The organism is Mesorhizobium sp. CNPSo 4671, assembly GCF_057784245.1.
Window position 1 is genome coordinate 132,200 of record NZ_JBWLUW010000006.1, and the last position, 14,575, is coordinate 146,774.

The 14,575-nt window shown below is 58.8% G+C and carries 12 protein-coding genes; 4 read left to right on the top strand and 8 right to left on the bottom strand.

Annotated elements, in window-relative coordinates; translation table 11 throughout:
- Nucleotides 1-13: 13 nt before the first annotated feature.
- The gene (locus AC04SF_RS18735; protein WP_488479038.1) at nt 14-805 is read right to left on the bottom strand and encodes a hypothetical protein; all 792 of its coding nucleotides are present in this window, start codon (nt 803-805) and stop codon (nt 14-16) included.
- Nucleotides 806-1,379: 574 nt separating this feature from the next.
- Between AC04SF_RS18735 and AC04SF_RS18740 the strand changes: the two genes are divergently transcribed.
- From AC04SF_RS18740 to AC04SF_RS18750, 3 genes are all read left to right on the top strand, one after another.
- Nucleotides 1,380-2,279, top strand: a complete 900-nt coding sequence (locus tag AC04SF_RS18740) for a hypothetical protein (protein ID WP_488479039.1) — start codon at nt 1,380-1,382, stop codon at nt 2,277-2,279.
- 219 nt (nt 2,280-2,498) lie between these two features.
- Nucleotides 2,499-3,533, top strand: a complete 1,035-nt coding sequence (locus tag AC04SF_RS18745; protein ID WP_488479040.1) for a metallophosphoesterase family protein — start codon at nt 2,499-2,501, stop codon at nt 3,531-3,533.
- A gap of 1,133 nt (nt 3,534-4,666) precedes the next feature.
- Entirely contained in the window at nt 4,667-4,969 is a 303-nt protein-coding gene (locus AC04SF_RS18750; protein WP_488479041.1) for a hypothetical protein, read from the top strand.
- A gap of 462 nt (nt 4,970-5,431) precedes the next feature.
- Here the strand turns inward: AC04SF_RS18750 and AC04SF_RS18755 are convergent, their stop codons facing one another.
- Complete coding sequence (locus tag AC04SF_RS18755) at nt 5,432-7,492, bottom strand: SPFH domain-containing protein (protein ID WP_488479042.1); 2,061 nt, start codon at nt 7,490-7,492, stop codon at nt 5,432-5,434.
- Between the two features lie 424 nt (nt 7,493-7,916).
- On the opposite strand from AC04SF_RS18755, the gene AC04SF_RS18760 reads away from it, so the two are divergent.
- Nucleotides 7,917-8,282 (top strand): YybH family protein, encoded by a 366-nt coding sequence (locus AC04SF_RS18760; protein WP_488479043.1) that lies wholly within the window; start codon nt 7,917-7,919, stop codon nt 8,280-8,282.
- Between the two features lie 121 nt (nt 8,283-8,403).
- Here the strand turns inward: AC04SF_RS18760 and AC04SF_RS18765 are convergent, their stop codons facing one another.
- From AC04SF_RS18765 to AC04SF_RS18790, 6 genes are all read right to left on the bottom strand, one after another.
- Nucleotides 8,404-8,706: a DUF982 domain-containing protein gene (locus tag AC04SF_RS18765; RefSeq protein WP_488479044.1), complete on the bottom strand. Its 303-nt coding sequence runs from the start codon at nt 8,704-8,706 to the stop codon at nt 8,404-8,406.
- A 243-nt stretch (nt 8,707-8,949) separates the two neighbouring features.
- On the bottom strand, nt 8,950-9,930 hold the full coding sequence (locus AC04SF_RS18770; RefSeq protein WP_488479184.1) for an ABC transporter ATP-binding protein: 981 nt from the start codon (nt 9,928-9,930) through the stop codon (nt 8,950-8,952).
- Between the two features lie 8 nt (nt 9,931-9,938).
- Nucleotides 9,939-10,898 (bottom strand): ABC transporter ATP-binding protein, encoded by a 960-nt coding sequence (locus tag AC04SF_RS18775; RefSeq protein ID WP_488479045.1) that lies wholly within the window; start codon nt 10,896-10,898, stop codon nt 9,939-9,941.
- Nucleotides 10,895-11,866 (bottom strand): ABC transporter permease, encoded by a 972-nt coding sequence (locus tag AC04SF_RS18780; RefSeq protein ID WP_477238321.1) that lies wholly within the window; start codon nt 11,864-11,866, stop codon nt 10,895-10,897. Before AC04SF_RS18780 ends, AC04SF_RS18775 begins: the two co-directional genes overlap by 4 nt.
- A complete protein-coding gene (locus tag AC04SF_RS18785) occupies nt 11,866-12,882 on the bottom strand; it encodes an ABC transporter permease (protein WP_488479046.1) in 1,017 nt (338 codons plus the stop codon). Before AC04SF_RS18785 ends, AC04SF_RS18780 begins: the two co-directional genes overlap by 1 nt.
- A 22-nt stretch (nt 12,883-12,904) precedes the next feature.
- Entirely contained in the window at nt 12,905-14,566 is a 1,662-nt protein-coding gene (locus AC04SF_RS18790; protein ID WP_488479047.1) for an ABC transporter substrate-binding protein, read from the bottom strand.
- Nucleotides 14,567-14,575: the final 9 nt, after the last annotated feature.

The following is a 14,575-nucleotide window of genomic DNA, read 5'->3' on the forward strand; positions in this document are numbered from 1 at the left end:
CTCTCCAAGCCCTTTATGTCCCTCTCATCGCTTCATAGGTCTTACGCGCACTCGCAACGTCGGCGGTGAGTTGCGAACTAGCCGCGACCAAGGTCGCGAGTGTTGCAGGGCTGCTCTTACGGCCGTAGGCGAGCGCAAGCTGATCGAGCGTTGTCTGCAAACTTTCCAGTACAACCACGAAGTTTGCGACCATCACCCGGTCGGCATTGATGGTCGAAGCCGGTGCATTCGCGAGTGCTCGATCAGCCAGTAGCGCACTGAACATATCACCGGCGTGATCGTGGAATGCAGTCAGTAGGCTGCGAACAACCGGCAACCCCTGCAGAGCGATCCTTCGCGCCTCGGCAGTGCTTTGGGCCTTCAGTCCCGCATCAATAAACGGCGAAAGGGCCTGAACATATGGCACGAACTGGGTCGCTTTGGCGGCGGCGGAAACGGTTCCTGCCAAAGACAGGTAACTTGCGTGAATCGTGCTGACATCATCGCCTTGGGCAAGGCTTAGCAAGAGTGCAGAATACTGCTTGAGAACGTTGAGGGATTGTCGATAGGCAGCAACGTTTCGTGGATCGCCGACGGTGGCGAAATATGGCGCGTCGGCAGTTGAAAACGCGTAGGCGCCCTTCTTCCTTTTTAGGTTTGCTACATACGTCCGGCGTTCAGCCGCGGAAACAGCGTCAAGTAGCAAATCGCCCGCATCCTTGATCGCGACGACCGCGTTATCAAACGCCCGCGTTTCTTCTACCGGTGCAGTAGCGCATCCGGTCAGCAACGATAACGCAAACAATAAAGCCAACAAAATACGCAACGCGATTGCCTCCTAGGCACGCGCAGAAAATTAGTGCGCGCTACAATATTACGCGCTAAAATTGCTTGTCAAACGAGAACTTACAACTTCGTACCAACCATTTTTTGAGTCGTGTCGAGTCTAGCCTCCTTCACGCTCAAAAATTTGATACCTGTGGATTCCTGGTGCATAAATGGATGATTAGCCCCGCTACTTTGCGACGGTATATAAACCATGGCGGGACCGAGGTCATGGGCGACATCGCGGCAAAGCTCTATTGTACAATTTCGAAGGGATTGGCGTCTAGAATTAAACTGCATCCAGGACAAAAAACACAAAGAGTCTCTTGTCAACTCCATCGCTGGCTCAGTAGCCAATGCCGCTCTTGCCAAAGGGCGCAAGCATCAACTCGAAACTCGATTGCATACCCACGGGATTCGTAGCTAAATAGTCAAGAGTTAGAGGTCATGGAACTCACCTAAATATGCGCGGCATCCTCACGATAGCTTCGGCGGACAGTTCGGGCGACTGTGAACAATTGCCCTGTTCTTTGAGTCAATGACAACGGCGCTAGCCGTACCGAGGAGGAAAGCAAATGGGCTGGAGCGTGTTGAGTGGGGCGACTACCAGTGCCCGGGGAATTACTTCCGGGCTGATATTTCTGATGGCGAGCGTTCAATTTGTCGCCGGTGCGCCGCTCCTGTCTGAGCCGGATGTAGTGGCTCATGTCGAAGCGAATCTCGCGCGTTACATGATGGAACAGCCTGACCGGTGCACCACGGCCACCAAGGAAGTAGAGCAGAACGAAATCGTAGCACCCTACGTCGAGGCGCTCGCAGAAGCGGGATCCAACGCTGACGGCGTGCGCATAGCAGAGTGTACATATGAATACTCACCAATGGACGGCGGTGCGAAACAAGAAGGCTACGCCATCTTACTTGACCTCCCTGCGTCGGTGATCGGACGATGGATTTACAATGCCTGCAAGGCTGAGGCACCTTCGAAACTCGACGGATGCGCGCGACAACTCGTGAGCGGAATGATCAGCAATAGTGGAGGACAGTACCCGATCTCAGGATTTGTGTCCGAAGGCCCGAATGACGGCCTGTGCAAGCAGCACGGCAAGGCGATCAAGAAGCAGGGACTCATCGCGTTTCGCGATGGTGTCACCATCCAGTTCAATGAAAGCTCGGGCGGCGCGCAACCCATCTATTATTGTACGACGGACCCGATTCCAATCAATGTACAAAAGCACCTGATTATCGCAGAGCCGGCGACGAGTGTGTACAATGTTGCCCGCCTAGCCGCCATTCGCCGGGACTGTTGGGGCGAGTACCTGTCGAATCAAGCAACGGGAACCCTTAAACCGTCCGCCTGGCAGGAGCTCGCCCGTACGACCATGCTAAATGCCCTGAAGTCGGGACACGACAGTTTATTCGAGTTCAAGGCTCGCACCTTCGCCTCTACCGGTAAAACGTGCCAGTCCCACAGCTAGGCAGATCTCAAGTGGTGCTGGGACCGATGCAAGCTCCGCGGAGCGAATTTATGAACGCGGATTCCCTGGGAGCAGGCGAGACTTCCGAGTCTTGCGGCATAGCGCCAAACTAGTCGATGCAGTCACCCGTGGACCAGCATCTGTCAGGTAGCTGCGAGCGCTTGAGGCAAGGCCCACGGAGCCATAATTGCGAAAATTGACTGGAGCGGAGATAAGGAAATGCCGAAAAGTTGGTTGATGTATTGTTTGCTCGCGCTCGCCTTCTCCTCCAACGCTTTCGCTGATGAGCCTAAGAAAATCGGTACCTTGTTGGCTGCCGGCGATATTTCGTGGTGTCCAGGCAAAGGTGCAACACAGGCCCGAAAGACCGCTGAATTGATACGCCAAATTGTAAAAGAGGCCACAGTGCCGGTTCGCGTTCTCGCGCTTGGAGATCTTGCATATGGAAGCGGCAAGAAAGAGCAGCTGAAATGTTTCGCAGAAAATTGGTCTGGCTTCGAAGATCTGTTGCTGCCGGTTCCTGGAAATCATGAATACCAAAGCCCCAACGCTGCGCCGTTTTTTGCTGCCTTTGCAAATAATAATTTCGTCCACCAAAACGACCAGCCGTCGAAAAAGGGTACCGACAAGCGTTGGGACAAAAAGGGATATTTCTCCCTAAATTTTCCTAACTCTAACGGCCCATGGCGTATTATCGGCATGAACGACAATCTGCAAAATCTGCACGGATCGGACATGGCTAACGAGAATGCCTGGCTCGAAAAGCAGTTGGATTTAGCTGAGCCTGGCAACGACCAGCGATGTGTTTTGGCTTTTTGGCATGCCCCGCTCTATAGCTCCGGACAACACGGACATGTGAACTACGCTACTCCACGGGCTAATGCGGCTCTCGAAAACTTAACCTCCATGAAGCGGTCCTTTGGTATTCTCTTTAGTCATGGCGGCTCGATCGTTTTGGCTGGACATGATCACGATTATGAGCAGTTCGCCCCCCAGGACGAAAACTCTCAACGGAAGGAAAACGGAATTCGGTCGTTCGTGGTCGGGACGGGGGGCGCGACTTTAACAAAAGACGACTACGTCAACTTGGCTCCCAATTCAGAGGGAGGTCCTTTTGGTCATACAAAGGGTGTCCAAGGGATTCTAAAGATAGACCTTTACGAAGATCGCTACACGTGGGATTTCATGGAGATCGATAAGCAAAAGAATATACCCCAAATGACGAACTCGGCGCTGTGTAACGATCGCAAGTAGTCTACCAAACGTTTCGGAACGGCTTTACGGGCCGCAGTTGGCTCTTGCTCGGTATCTGCACAATTGCTGCTACCGCGCTGTGGACAGACCGCGCTCCGGTGGTACCTCCGCTGACTCGATTTCACTCAGGCCGTTGAGTTCCTGGGTAAGAACCTCAGCCGTTTTGTTGTCAGAGACCTGCGCATACCACATTCGCCGGAGAAACGGTCGTTTGGCATCCGGGCTAATCCGACCAACGGCCTTTATGCCCTGCCTGGACATGAGACGGCTTCGGAGATCCGTTTGCGATTGTTCCGAGGCGGCCTCCGAGAAAGTGAAGAGTATGTTTGTCATCAGACATAAAATCATCGCAGAAGGGTTTCGAGGTTGAGCCGTCCGGCACCGTAGTCGACACTGAAGCCTGCTCCTGCCATCCCAGTCACCTTAAGCAGGTCTGAAGGCACCTGATGTTCTGACCTTAATGGTCGAGCCCACATTGAAGCTCAAGGACGCCATGGAAACAGAGCTCATCGGTTTGGAAAAGGCGTTTGAGCAGGCCATGCGCAGATAAGAGTCGGAAATTTTGGCTGGCCACCGATTGCGTGCGGCACAAATCACGCCGTCGCCCAGGAGCGGAAGTGAACTTAGTCTCTTGCACTTGCTCGGCGCCAACCTCGGTTATGCAGCGCTTCGTTCCAAGCGCCTCGCGCCAAAGACCTCAGGGCGCTGCATCTCAACTCGGGTTTTGGCGCCACCCAGAAAGTTCGAAAAGCTTCTGGGAACCTCACTCGATTCCCGATTGTAGAACCGTACGCGGACTGCCTTGGGGCCGGTAGCGGACTGTCTAGTTTCAGCCGCTCTCTCAAAAAAACGAACGTCCTATATTGTAAGCGCTGTTCCGGCAACACCTTTCGTGCGTGGCCGTGAGGAATGCTCGGAGCCTTTAAGGGCTTCGACGCATAACGATTTCAGAGCTTACGCTTAAGTCCAGGGCAAGCGCTATTTGGCACCACCGGCAGGGCGACATGATCGGAATGACGACGAGTTTGGTCATAGCTGGCCTGAGCGTATACGTGCTTTTGCGCCAATAGAGAACTTGACCGGCAGCGTAAAAGAATGTGCAGTAGTTGTAGGGCGAACCGGGGGATAAAAAAGTGAGAATCGGAACAACTATTTTAAGTGTTATTACGGCAGTAGCACTAACTATTAGTTTGCCCATGTCAGCAAACGCTGACCCCAAAACGGCCGCGTATGAGGGCGGATACATAATGGCGGCTTTTGGTTCGTGCCCTGTTACGGCGATATTTGGCTCTATGAGCAAATTTATCAAATACCAAGGCTCAAAAGATTATAATCGCGGCTTTGCCGCCTTCGAGGCCGCGTTTAAAAAAGGCCCTCGGCCAAGCAAGTTATGCTTCGATGCAGCGCGTGAAAGCGGTTTCTTCAGCGTGCGCTAGGCATAGGGACAGGGCGTGGTGTTGTTCAGGCCGAATCGGACTGTCGGCGGCTCCGTCGTGGGAACGAAAATAGAAGAGAAGCAGAACTTTCGTGTGCGATTTTTGCACACAACATCTCGTAACTAACTGATTATATTTATGTATCTGCCCCATCCATCATGGGTGCAATGGCTATGCTATGTGATTGGTATTGCTTCATTTTTATAATAGCTCAACTGGCTAGCTCACACCGAGCGCGCACGAGAGACAGTCCTTCGGCGCGACCATACGCGACTCTAGGCAACAGATGCTGAACGGCAGACCGGCCTCGGCGAGCCGCTCATTTCTCGGAACCTTCGGCGAACCAACCGACCCTCATATCGACGACATGAGCGATGTAGGCAAGTCCCCTCGCCGCTCCAAGGCCGCCGCCCTCGTTTCGACGGAGCGTAAAATGGGCCGGTACAACCGGCCCATTTTCAATCAATCCTCCTCAACGGATTCCTCCTCAACGGCTTCCGGGATCGCATCCGGCAGCTTTTGCGGTCCAACCCGGTCGGCAACGAGCATCGAGAGCATCATCTCGACAAGGCCATTGGCGGCCCCCTTCTCGCCACCGGTAGCGCCGATCTGGATCTGCGGCACGATCGGCAGCCTGCCATTCTCGATCGCCTCGGCGAAGCGCATGAGAACCTGCGCGTTGAGCTGATAATCCGGGCCGCCGAAGGCCGCCACCTTCTTCTCGGTGGCCTCGGCCTCCGCCAGACCGATGGCGCGCACCCTCTCGGCATCTGCAAAACCGGTCGCCTTGATGCGTTCGGCGTCGGCAAGCGCGATAGCCTTGATCATGTCGGCCTCGCCCTGGCCGCCGAGACGCACCTTCTCGGCCTCTGCCTTGGCCGTGACCTGGATGGTTTCCGCCTGCTGGCGGGTGCGGGCGAGTTGCGCCTTGCCCTCGTTCTCGCTGATCTCGATGGTAAGGGCCGACGTCGTGATCTTGGCTTGCTGTTCAGCGAGCGCCTCCTTTTCACGCAATGTGCGTTCCTGAATGGCCGCCTTCTCCTGCAGTTTGTAAGTCTCGACCTTTTCGACTGCGATCTGGCGCTCGCGCAGCTGGACCAGGATCTGCTCTATGCCGTTCTGGCCATCGGCGGCACGGGGCGTACCAATCAACACTTCCTGCAGCTCGAGGCTGTAGGAATTGAATTTTTCGCGCATCTCCTCGCCCGATTTGCGCTGGATATCGCTACGCTCCTGCAAAAGCTGGATCAGCGTCTTTGTCTGGGCGATGTTCTTGAAGTAAGCGGAAACCATCGGGTCGAGCGTTTGTTCGACCAGCCGCTTGATGTCACCGAAACGCTGCACCACGAGCGGCGCCTTCATATAGTCGATATGCACGACGACGGAGAGCGGCAGCACCGGCTCGAACGCATCCTTGGTGATCAACGACACTTCAGACAGGTTCTCGTCCAGCCTGTGTTCGCCAAACTGCTCTTTCGTCCATTTGAGCACAAAGTTGGTGGTCGGCACGATGATAATCTTGCCGGCATAGGTATTGAACGCATACTTGCCTGGCAATAGCGGCGTCGACCAGACACCGCGTGCGCCGATTTCAACCAGCTCGCCGTGACGGTATGCCTGCCCGGAGATATCCGTGCCGTGACGGCCATTATAGGAGACGACGACACCCACCGTGCCAACGTCAATGATCGTCTTCCCGACCAATTCGACGGTCGCGAAAATGCGATTGAGGAAGTAGCTGCCGTCGGCCAGCACCTGCAACTGCCGGCCACGGTAACCACCGGCATTGAGAAACTTCTCCGGGTCCTGAAAATTGTTGTGGAAGTTCGGGTCGCTCGGATCGTTGGCCACGGTCGGTGCGATGATCTCGCCGTCCGGCAGGGCCGGACCGTCATGGATGGTGACGATGCCGATCATGTCCTCGGCATTATGGATGACGACCGGCTCAAAGCCGCGCCGCTCCGAGATCATGCTGGACATGTTGGCAAAAAGGCTTTGCTCCGACGCGCTCAGATTAACCGCATAGATCGACTGGGCGGTGAGCACGATGAATTGCGCGAGATTGATGGCATAGGTGCCTTCGCGCAGGATCTTGCGTTGCGGTCCTTTCTGTCCGCCCTTTTCGAGAAAGCCGCGCACATCCTGGAAATCATCGGCTTCGGTGTTGGAAGCCAATGTCTGCGTCGGAGGCAACGGCTTCCCATCACGCGCAAATACATAGCCGATCTGACCCTGCGGTATAGTGACAAGATTGGCGCGATGCATCGAATATTGGAACGGCATGAAGAAATGCACGCCACCGCGCACGACCTCCGGCTGGTAGCCTGCCTCACGGTTGAGCGCGATGAAGCCATTGCTGACGGAGCCGCGAAAACTCCATAGCTTTTCCAGGATGCCGAGCCTGTCGTTCGGGATGTAGCGCACTACGCCGCTCCACCGGAACAGAATTGCCAGCACGACGACTAGCACGGCTACCTCGATCGCCATCCATTCCGTCGGGCCGAGATATTGTAGGGCATCCATTTCTTCTCTCCTATGGGCGCGCGGGTTCGTTCACCCGACCGCCACCCGGTTGGTGTTCATTGACTAAGCGGGGAGATTGCGCACCGACACGCCCGACGCACTAAGAGCGTGTCGAACGTTTGGGCTGCTCATTGTATGGGAAAATGACCGCGCGTCCCGAGTCCCCAGTGAGGGGAGGCGTGGCCGTGAGCTATCTCACATCGATGTTGCCTTGATAGACATTACAACAATTGACGTAGGGATCGCGCCCACAGGTTTAAAGATACTCCACGCGAAAAATCGCACAATTACTTCCAACGCTATTTCGCAAGAGTGGTGCGCTTTCTTCCCCGACTGCCGGGCTGAACCAAACGATGACTCGACCTGATGCGGACATCCCGAAGCCGATTGCGATAGGCTGCCTCCCAACAAGGGAGATTCCGCCATGAACGAGCCGAACGCGGGAAAGCCGGCCTACGACCCGCAGCAGCTGGAACCCATGCTGATAGCGAGACAGCATGCGGGCGACATCGATGGCATGGTCGCGCTGTTCGAGGCGGATGCGGTGATCGACTGCGGCGACGGACGTTTTCTGCGCGGCCGCGAAGCCATTCGTGACTACTATGCCGAGATTGTCGCGTCTGGACGGAAGTTTGCCGTGGGAGAACAGCGCCCTGCCCTTATTTGCGGCGACCTTGCCCTCACCTCGACCCGGCTCCCCGACGGCGACGTCACCAGCGAGGTTGCCCGGCGGCAAAGCGACGGCTCCTGGCTTTGGGTGATCGACCGCTATTCCGTCGCTTGGGATTGAGCCTTTGGACCGAACCAACCGTCTGCGTCGTCCAGAAAACCGGCCGCCGACGTCCCGCAGACACATCAAAACGCTGCGGCCGTGATGGCCGCAGTCGTTGCGTTCAGCAATCCGGGTGCGGCTACCGCCGCAGCGCGTATACGCTCGCCATGGTTTCGCCGGGGACGGGCAGCGCCATGTCGTCGTCCAGCAGCCGCGTGATCCGGGCAAAGCCGGTGAATGCCTTCCTGGCCTCTTCCGCCGACATTTGTCCCGACATGGCCGCCGAGCAGCAATTCAGCGCGCACTGATACACTGGCCCACGTCGTCCCGTCGGCCATTTACGCAAGAAAACCATCGCCTCGGCGACACTATCCACTTCTTCTACAGGGTGTCCCTGCCCGCGCGAGATCCGCACGGGCGAAAAGAAATGCAGGTAGTCCATCGTTTCCTCCCGGTCGATCGCGATGCCGCCCGATCGAACCCTATGAAACGCACGGTAAGGCGGTTGGTTCCACCCAGAAAACAGTTTTTTGAAAAATCTTTTGGCCGATGGATGTCGGCTAGAGCAGTTCACCGTTTCGCGGAAACGGTGAACTGCGCTATCTCTTTGTTTCGACGCAATTCCCTAGGGAAAGCGCTACGCGCTTTCCCTAGAAAACCGTTTCACACTTTTCCTGGAATTGCTCTAAACCGTCGGGAAGTGGCAGGCCACCTTGCGGCCGGGTCGACACTCCCTCAACTCCGGCCGCTCGGTGCGGCATCGCTCGACCGCGATCGGGCATCGGGGATGGAAACGGCAGCCCGATGGCGGCTTGAGCGGGCTCGGCACATCACCGGTGAGGATGATGCGCTTGCGCGTCCCGCTGGGCGTCGTCTCGACGACCGGAACCGCCGAGATCAGCGCCTGGCTGTAAGGATGGGCCGGGGCGGCAAACACCTCTTCCGCCGGCCCTTCCTCGACGATCGAGCCGAGATACATGACCGCGATGCGGGTCGACACCTGACGCACCACGGACAGGTCGTGGGCGATGAAGATGTAGGTGAGGTTGAGCTTCTCCTGCAGGTCGGCGAGCAGGTTGACGATCTGCGCCTGTACCGACACGTCGAGCGCGGAGACCGGTTCATCCAGCACGACCAGATCGGGATTGAGCGCGATGGCGCGCGCAATGCCGACGCGCTGGCGCTGGCCGCCAGAGAATTCATGGGGATAACGCATGACATGGTCGGGCAGCAGTCCGACGAGCTCGAACAGTTCGGCAACGCGCGCGGCGATCTCGCGAGAGGAAAGCTTGCCGTGGATGCGCAGCGGCTCGGCCACCAGGTCGCCAACGCGCCGGCGCGGATTGAGCGAGGCAGACGGGTCCTGGAAGACCATTTGCAGGCGCCGCCGCAGCGGCCTCAGTTCGGACAGCGACTTCGAGGTGATGTCTTCGCCTTCGAACAGCAGCTCCCCATCTGTGATCTCGTAGAGCCTCACCAGGCAGCGCGCCAGCGTGGACTTGCCGCATCCGGATTCGCCGACCAGCCCGACCGTCTCGCCGCGCCGCACGGTGAGCGAGACATTGTCGACCGCGTGCACGGTTCGCTTGCCTTCGGCGGAAAAGCGAGAGCCGATCGAAAAACGCTTCCCCAGGCAACGCGTTTCGAGGATCGGGCTGTCGGTCATCGGTCCGCTCATGCTTGTGCCACCCGGAAGCATGCCGCGGCGTGGGTGCCGACGCCGAGGTCGGGCTTGCCTGTTGCGCAGGGCTCGTAGTGCACCGGGCATCGCGGGCCGAAGGCGCAGCCCTGCGGCAAGCGCAGCAGGGACGGCGGCGAACCGGGAATGGCCGGCAGACGGCGCGGCTTCTCGCCGGTCAATGGCGGGATCGAACCGAGCAACGCGCGCGTGTAGGGATGCCGCGGGTCGGAAAACAGCTCCATGCGACTGCCGCGTTCCACCACCCGGCCGGCATACATGACCATCACCCGGTCAGCGAGTTCGGAAACCACGCCCATGTCATGCGTGATGAACACGACGGCCGATTTGTGCGTGGCGCGCAGCTTGCGCACGAGGTCGAGAATGCCGGCCTGCACGGTGACGTCGAGCGCCGTGGTCGGCTCGTCCGCCACCAGCAGCGCCGGATTGCAGGACAGCGCCATTGCGATCACCGCGCGCTGGCGCATGCCGCCGGAAAGCTGGTGCGGATAGCGCGACATCGCTTCGTGCGGATTGGGAAAGTTCACCTCGGCCAGCAGTTCTTCGACGCGCTCCATCGCCATGGCCTTGCTGATTTTCTGGTGCGCGCGGATCTGCTCGGCGATCTGCCAGCCGATCGTGTAGACCGGCGTCAGCGCCGTCATCGGATCCTGGAAGATCATCGCGATCTCGTTGCCGCGCAGGCGTCTGAGCTCACGCGGCGGCAGCCCGACGAGCTCGCGGCCCTTGTAGCGGATCGAGCCTTCGATGCTGGCGTTGGGATCGGTGATGAGGCCCATCACCGCCAGCAGCGACACCGTCTTGCCGGAGCCAGACTCGCCGACGACACCGAGGATCTCGCTTTCCTCAAGGTCGAAGGACACGCCATCGATGGCCCGCACCAGGCCGTCATTGGTGCTGAAGGATACTTTGAGGTCGCGCACCGACAGTATCATGATGTCCTCAGGCGCGGATCGAGCAGGATGTAGACGAAATCGACGACCGCGTTGGCGATGACCACGAACATGGACGCGTACATCACCGTTGCCATGATCATCGGCAGATCGAGGTTCTGCAGCGCGTCATAGGTGAGTTTGCCGATGCCGTGCAGTCCGAACACCACTTCGGTCAAAAGGGCCGAGCCGCCCACCAGCGCGCCGAAATCCAGGCCGAACAAAGTGACGAACGCGATGAGCGATGTGCGCAAGGCATGGCGCAGCAGGATGCGCGTCTCCGACAGGCCCTTGGCGCGGGCCGTGCGGATAAAGTCTTCCTGCAGGGATTCGATGATGGCGGCGCGCAGCACGCGCCCGTAAATGCCGATGTACAGGATGGCCAGGGTGATCCATGGTATGATCAGGGTCAGGAACCAGCCTTTGGGGTCGTCGGAGAAATTCTTGTAGCCGAGTGGCGGTACCCACGAGAACGCCCAACTGTCATGGTAGCGGCTCTGGGTGATCAGGTTCATCACCTCGCCCAGCCAGTAGACCGGCATGGAAATGCCGAGCAGCCCGAGCGCCATCAGAAGCTTGTCCAGCCAGCTGTCGCGCGTGGCGGCGGCGACGATGCCGATGATGATGGAGACGACCACCCACAGGATCGCCGCTCCGAACACCAGCGAGAGCGTGACGGGAATGGAATCCATGACCGCCGGCACCACCTTCCAGCCGCGATTGACGAAGGAGGTCAGATCGCCGGTGACGAAAATCTTCTCCATCATCTTCACATATTGCACGTAGAGCGGCCGGTCGAAGCCAAAATTGTGGCGCACCGCTTCCAGCACTTCGGGCGATGCATTGCGACCGGCGATGCGCGCGGCCGGGTCTGCTCCCGGCGTCGCGAAGAAGATCAGGAAGACGATGACCGAAATGCCGAACATCACGAACAGCATCTGACCGAAACGGCGCAGGATGGCGTAAAACATCAGTCGCGCCCCAGCCGAACTTTGGAGCGCGGATCGAGCGCGTCGCGCAAGCCGTCGCCGAAGACATTGAGTGCCATGACGGAAACCGCGATCGCCAGGCCCGGCACCAGCGCCACCAGCGGCCTGGTGTAAAGCAGCGCCTGCCCGTCCTGGATGATGGTGCCCCAGCTGGCTGCCGGCGGCTGCACGCCGATCGACAGGAAGGAAAGTGCCGATTCCGTCAGCATGTTCAGCGCCATCATCAGCGGCACGAAGACAATCAGCGTGGTGGTGATGTTGGGCAGGATATCGCGCCACAGGATGCGCCATCCCGGCACCCCCAGATTGATCGCGGCCAGCACGAATTCGCTGTGGCGCAGCGACAGCACCTGCCCGCGTATCGGCCGCGCCACATAGGGTATGTAGACGATGCCGATGATGATGACCGGCAGCCACAGGCTGCCGGACTCGATCTCGATCGGCCCGATCGATATGCCTTGCGCGATGGTGACGATGGAAAGCGAGATCGCCAGCAGATAGATCGGGAACGCCCACAGCACATCCAGCAGGCGCGACAGCACCGTGTCGGTGATGCCGCCGAAATAGCCGGCGATCAATCCCGCCGCCGTGCCGATGATCAGCGTGAAGATGGTGGCCGCCGCGGAGATCAGCAGCGAGCTCAGCCCACCATAGAGCATCCGGGCCATGACATCGCGCCCCTGGCTGTCGGCGCCGAGGAAGTAATTGCCAAGCCGCCAGGTCGGACCGAGCGGCGTGTAGCCAAGCCCGAGCCCCTCGGTCGACTGTTCCATCACCGGAACGTCAACGCCGTCGATCTGAATGACGGCGTCGAGCGTCGAGGCGAAGGGGTCCACGCCTGCCCATTTCGCATAAAGAGGCGCGCTGAGGCAGGCCAGCACGATGAGGAGGAACACGGCCAGGGATGCCATGGCAGCCCTGTCCCTTGCCAGCTTGGCAAACGCGACGGCCCAGGGCCCTCGCGTCTTGCGCGGCATGGCGACAGCTTGGTTCGACACGGACGTGTCCCTCCAAAGGTCGTTACTGTACCCAGGACTGGGTGATCATCCAGTTGAACTGCCGGTTGAACTTGAAATTGCCGACCCGTTTGCTGACGAAGTCAAGCCGCTTCGGCGTGAAGAGGCCGACGGCCGGTGCCTTGTCCGTGACCTGCTTGTCGATTTCGGCCCACATTTTGTCGGCAGCTTTCTGGTCGGTTACGCCAAGGTCCAGCGCCTTCTGCATCTTGGCGTCGATGTCCTTGTCGCAGAAGCCGGCGATGTTGATCGAGGCATCCGAACCCTCACGGAAAGAGGCGCAGCTGAACAGGATGTTCAGGAAGTCGGAAGCTGCGGGATAATCCTTGTACCACTGGGTGATGGACATCTGCACTTTGTTGTTGGTGTTCTGGATGTAGGTGAACTGGATGTTGGACGAGATCGGCTTGACGTCGGCGACATAGCCGATGCTGGTCAGCACGCTCTGCAGATAGACGCCGATGGAGCGTGAGATGGCGGTGTCCTCGGCGATGATGGTCACCTTCTGGCCCTTGGTGCCGGATTCCTCGACGAGTTGCTTTGCCTTGTCGAGATCGGGCGCCGACCATTTGGCGACGGGGTTCTTGGTGAAGGGGCAATAGTCTTCGTGGCCCGGGAAATCCGGCGGCAGCACCTGGCAGACCGGCGAGGCCAGCACCTTGCCGCCGAACAGCTTGACCAGCGTGTTGCGGTCGATCGCATAGGCAACGGCCTGGCGCGCTTTTTCATTGTCGAAGGGTGCGAGACGGTTGTTCAGCGGCGCATACCACCAGGCCGAAAGCGGCGAGATATGCAACTGGTCCATGGACTTGCTGCCAAGTTCGCCCAGGCGGTCGCTCGGCAGCGCGTCGAACATCCAGTCCGCTTCGCCGTTCTGGATCGCCGTGACGGCCGCTTCCTCGGACAGGCCGAAATCATATTGTACGACATCCGGGTAACCGTCCGGCTGGGCTTCCTCGCTCCACTGCTTGAAGTTGGGATTGCGCGACACCGTCATGCCCTTGTTGGGGTCGAAGGCGGAGATCATGTACGCACCGGTGCTGGGGATGGGCTTGGAACCCATGTCGTCGGTGGGCGTGTCCGCCGGCAGGACCACGGCATGCGGCAAGGCAAGCTTGTAGAGGATTTCGGCGTCGGGCTTGGTGAGATTGAGGGTGATGGTGCCGGCGGCTTCATCGCCGACAACGCCGCCTTCCAGCGTGCAGCTCTTGGCGTCGGCCAGGCATTTGTCGGCGCCGACGATGCCGGCATAGAAGGTGCCGGAGGTCGGCCCGGAAACCTTGAAGATGCGCTGGAAGGAGGCGACGACGTCCTTCACGCCCATATCCTGGCCGCTGGAGAACTTGATGCCCTTGCGCAGCTTGAAGGTGAAGGTCTTGCCGTCATTCGTAACCGTAGGCAGCGCCTCGGCCAGATCGGGGACGATGGTGAAGCCGTCCATGCCCTCGGCCTTGCGGAAGGCCACCAGGCCGTCATAAATCGGCTGGTACATCTGCCAGCCCTGGTCGGTGTAATTGATGTGCGGATCGAGCGTTCCCGCCGCGGAGCGGGCGAGCAGGCGGATGGTGCCGCCTCGGTGCTCCTTGAGGTATTCAGCCTGTGCCGGGGCGAGCCACGTACCGGCCAGCAGTGCCGCGGCTGACGCCGCAAAAAGCAGTTTCTTCATGTCTTAGTT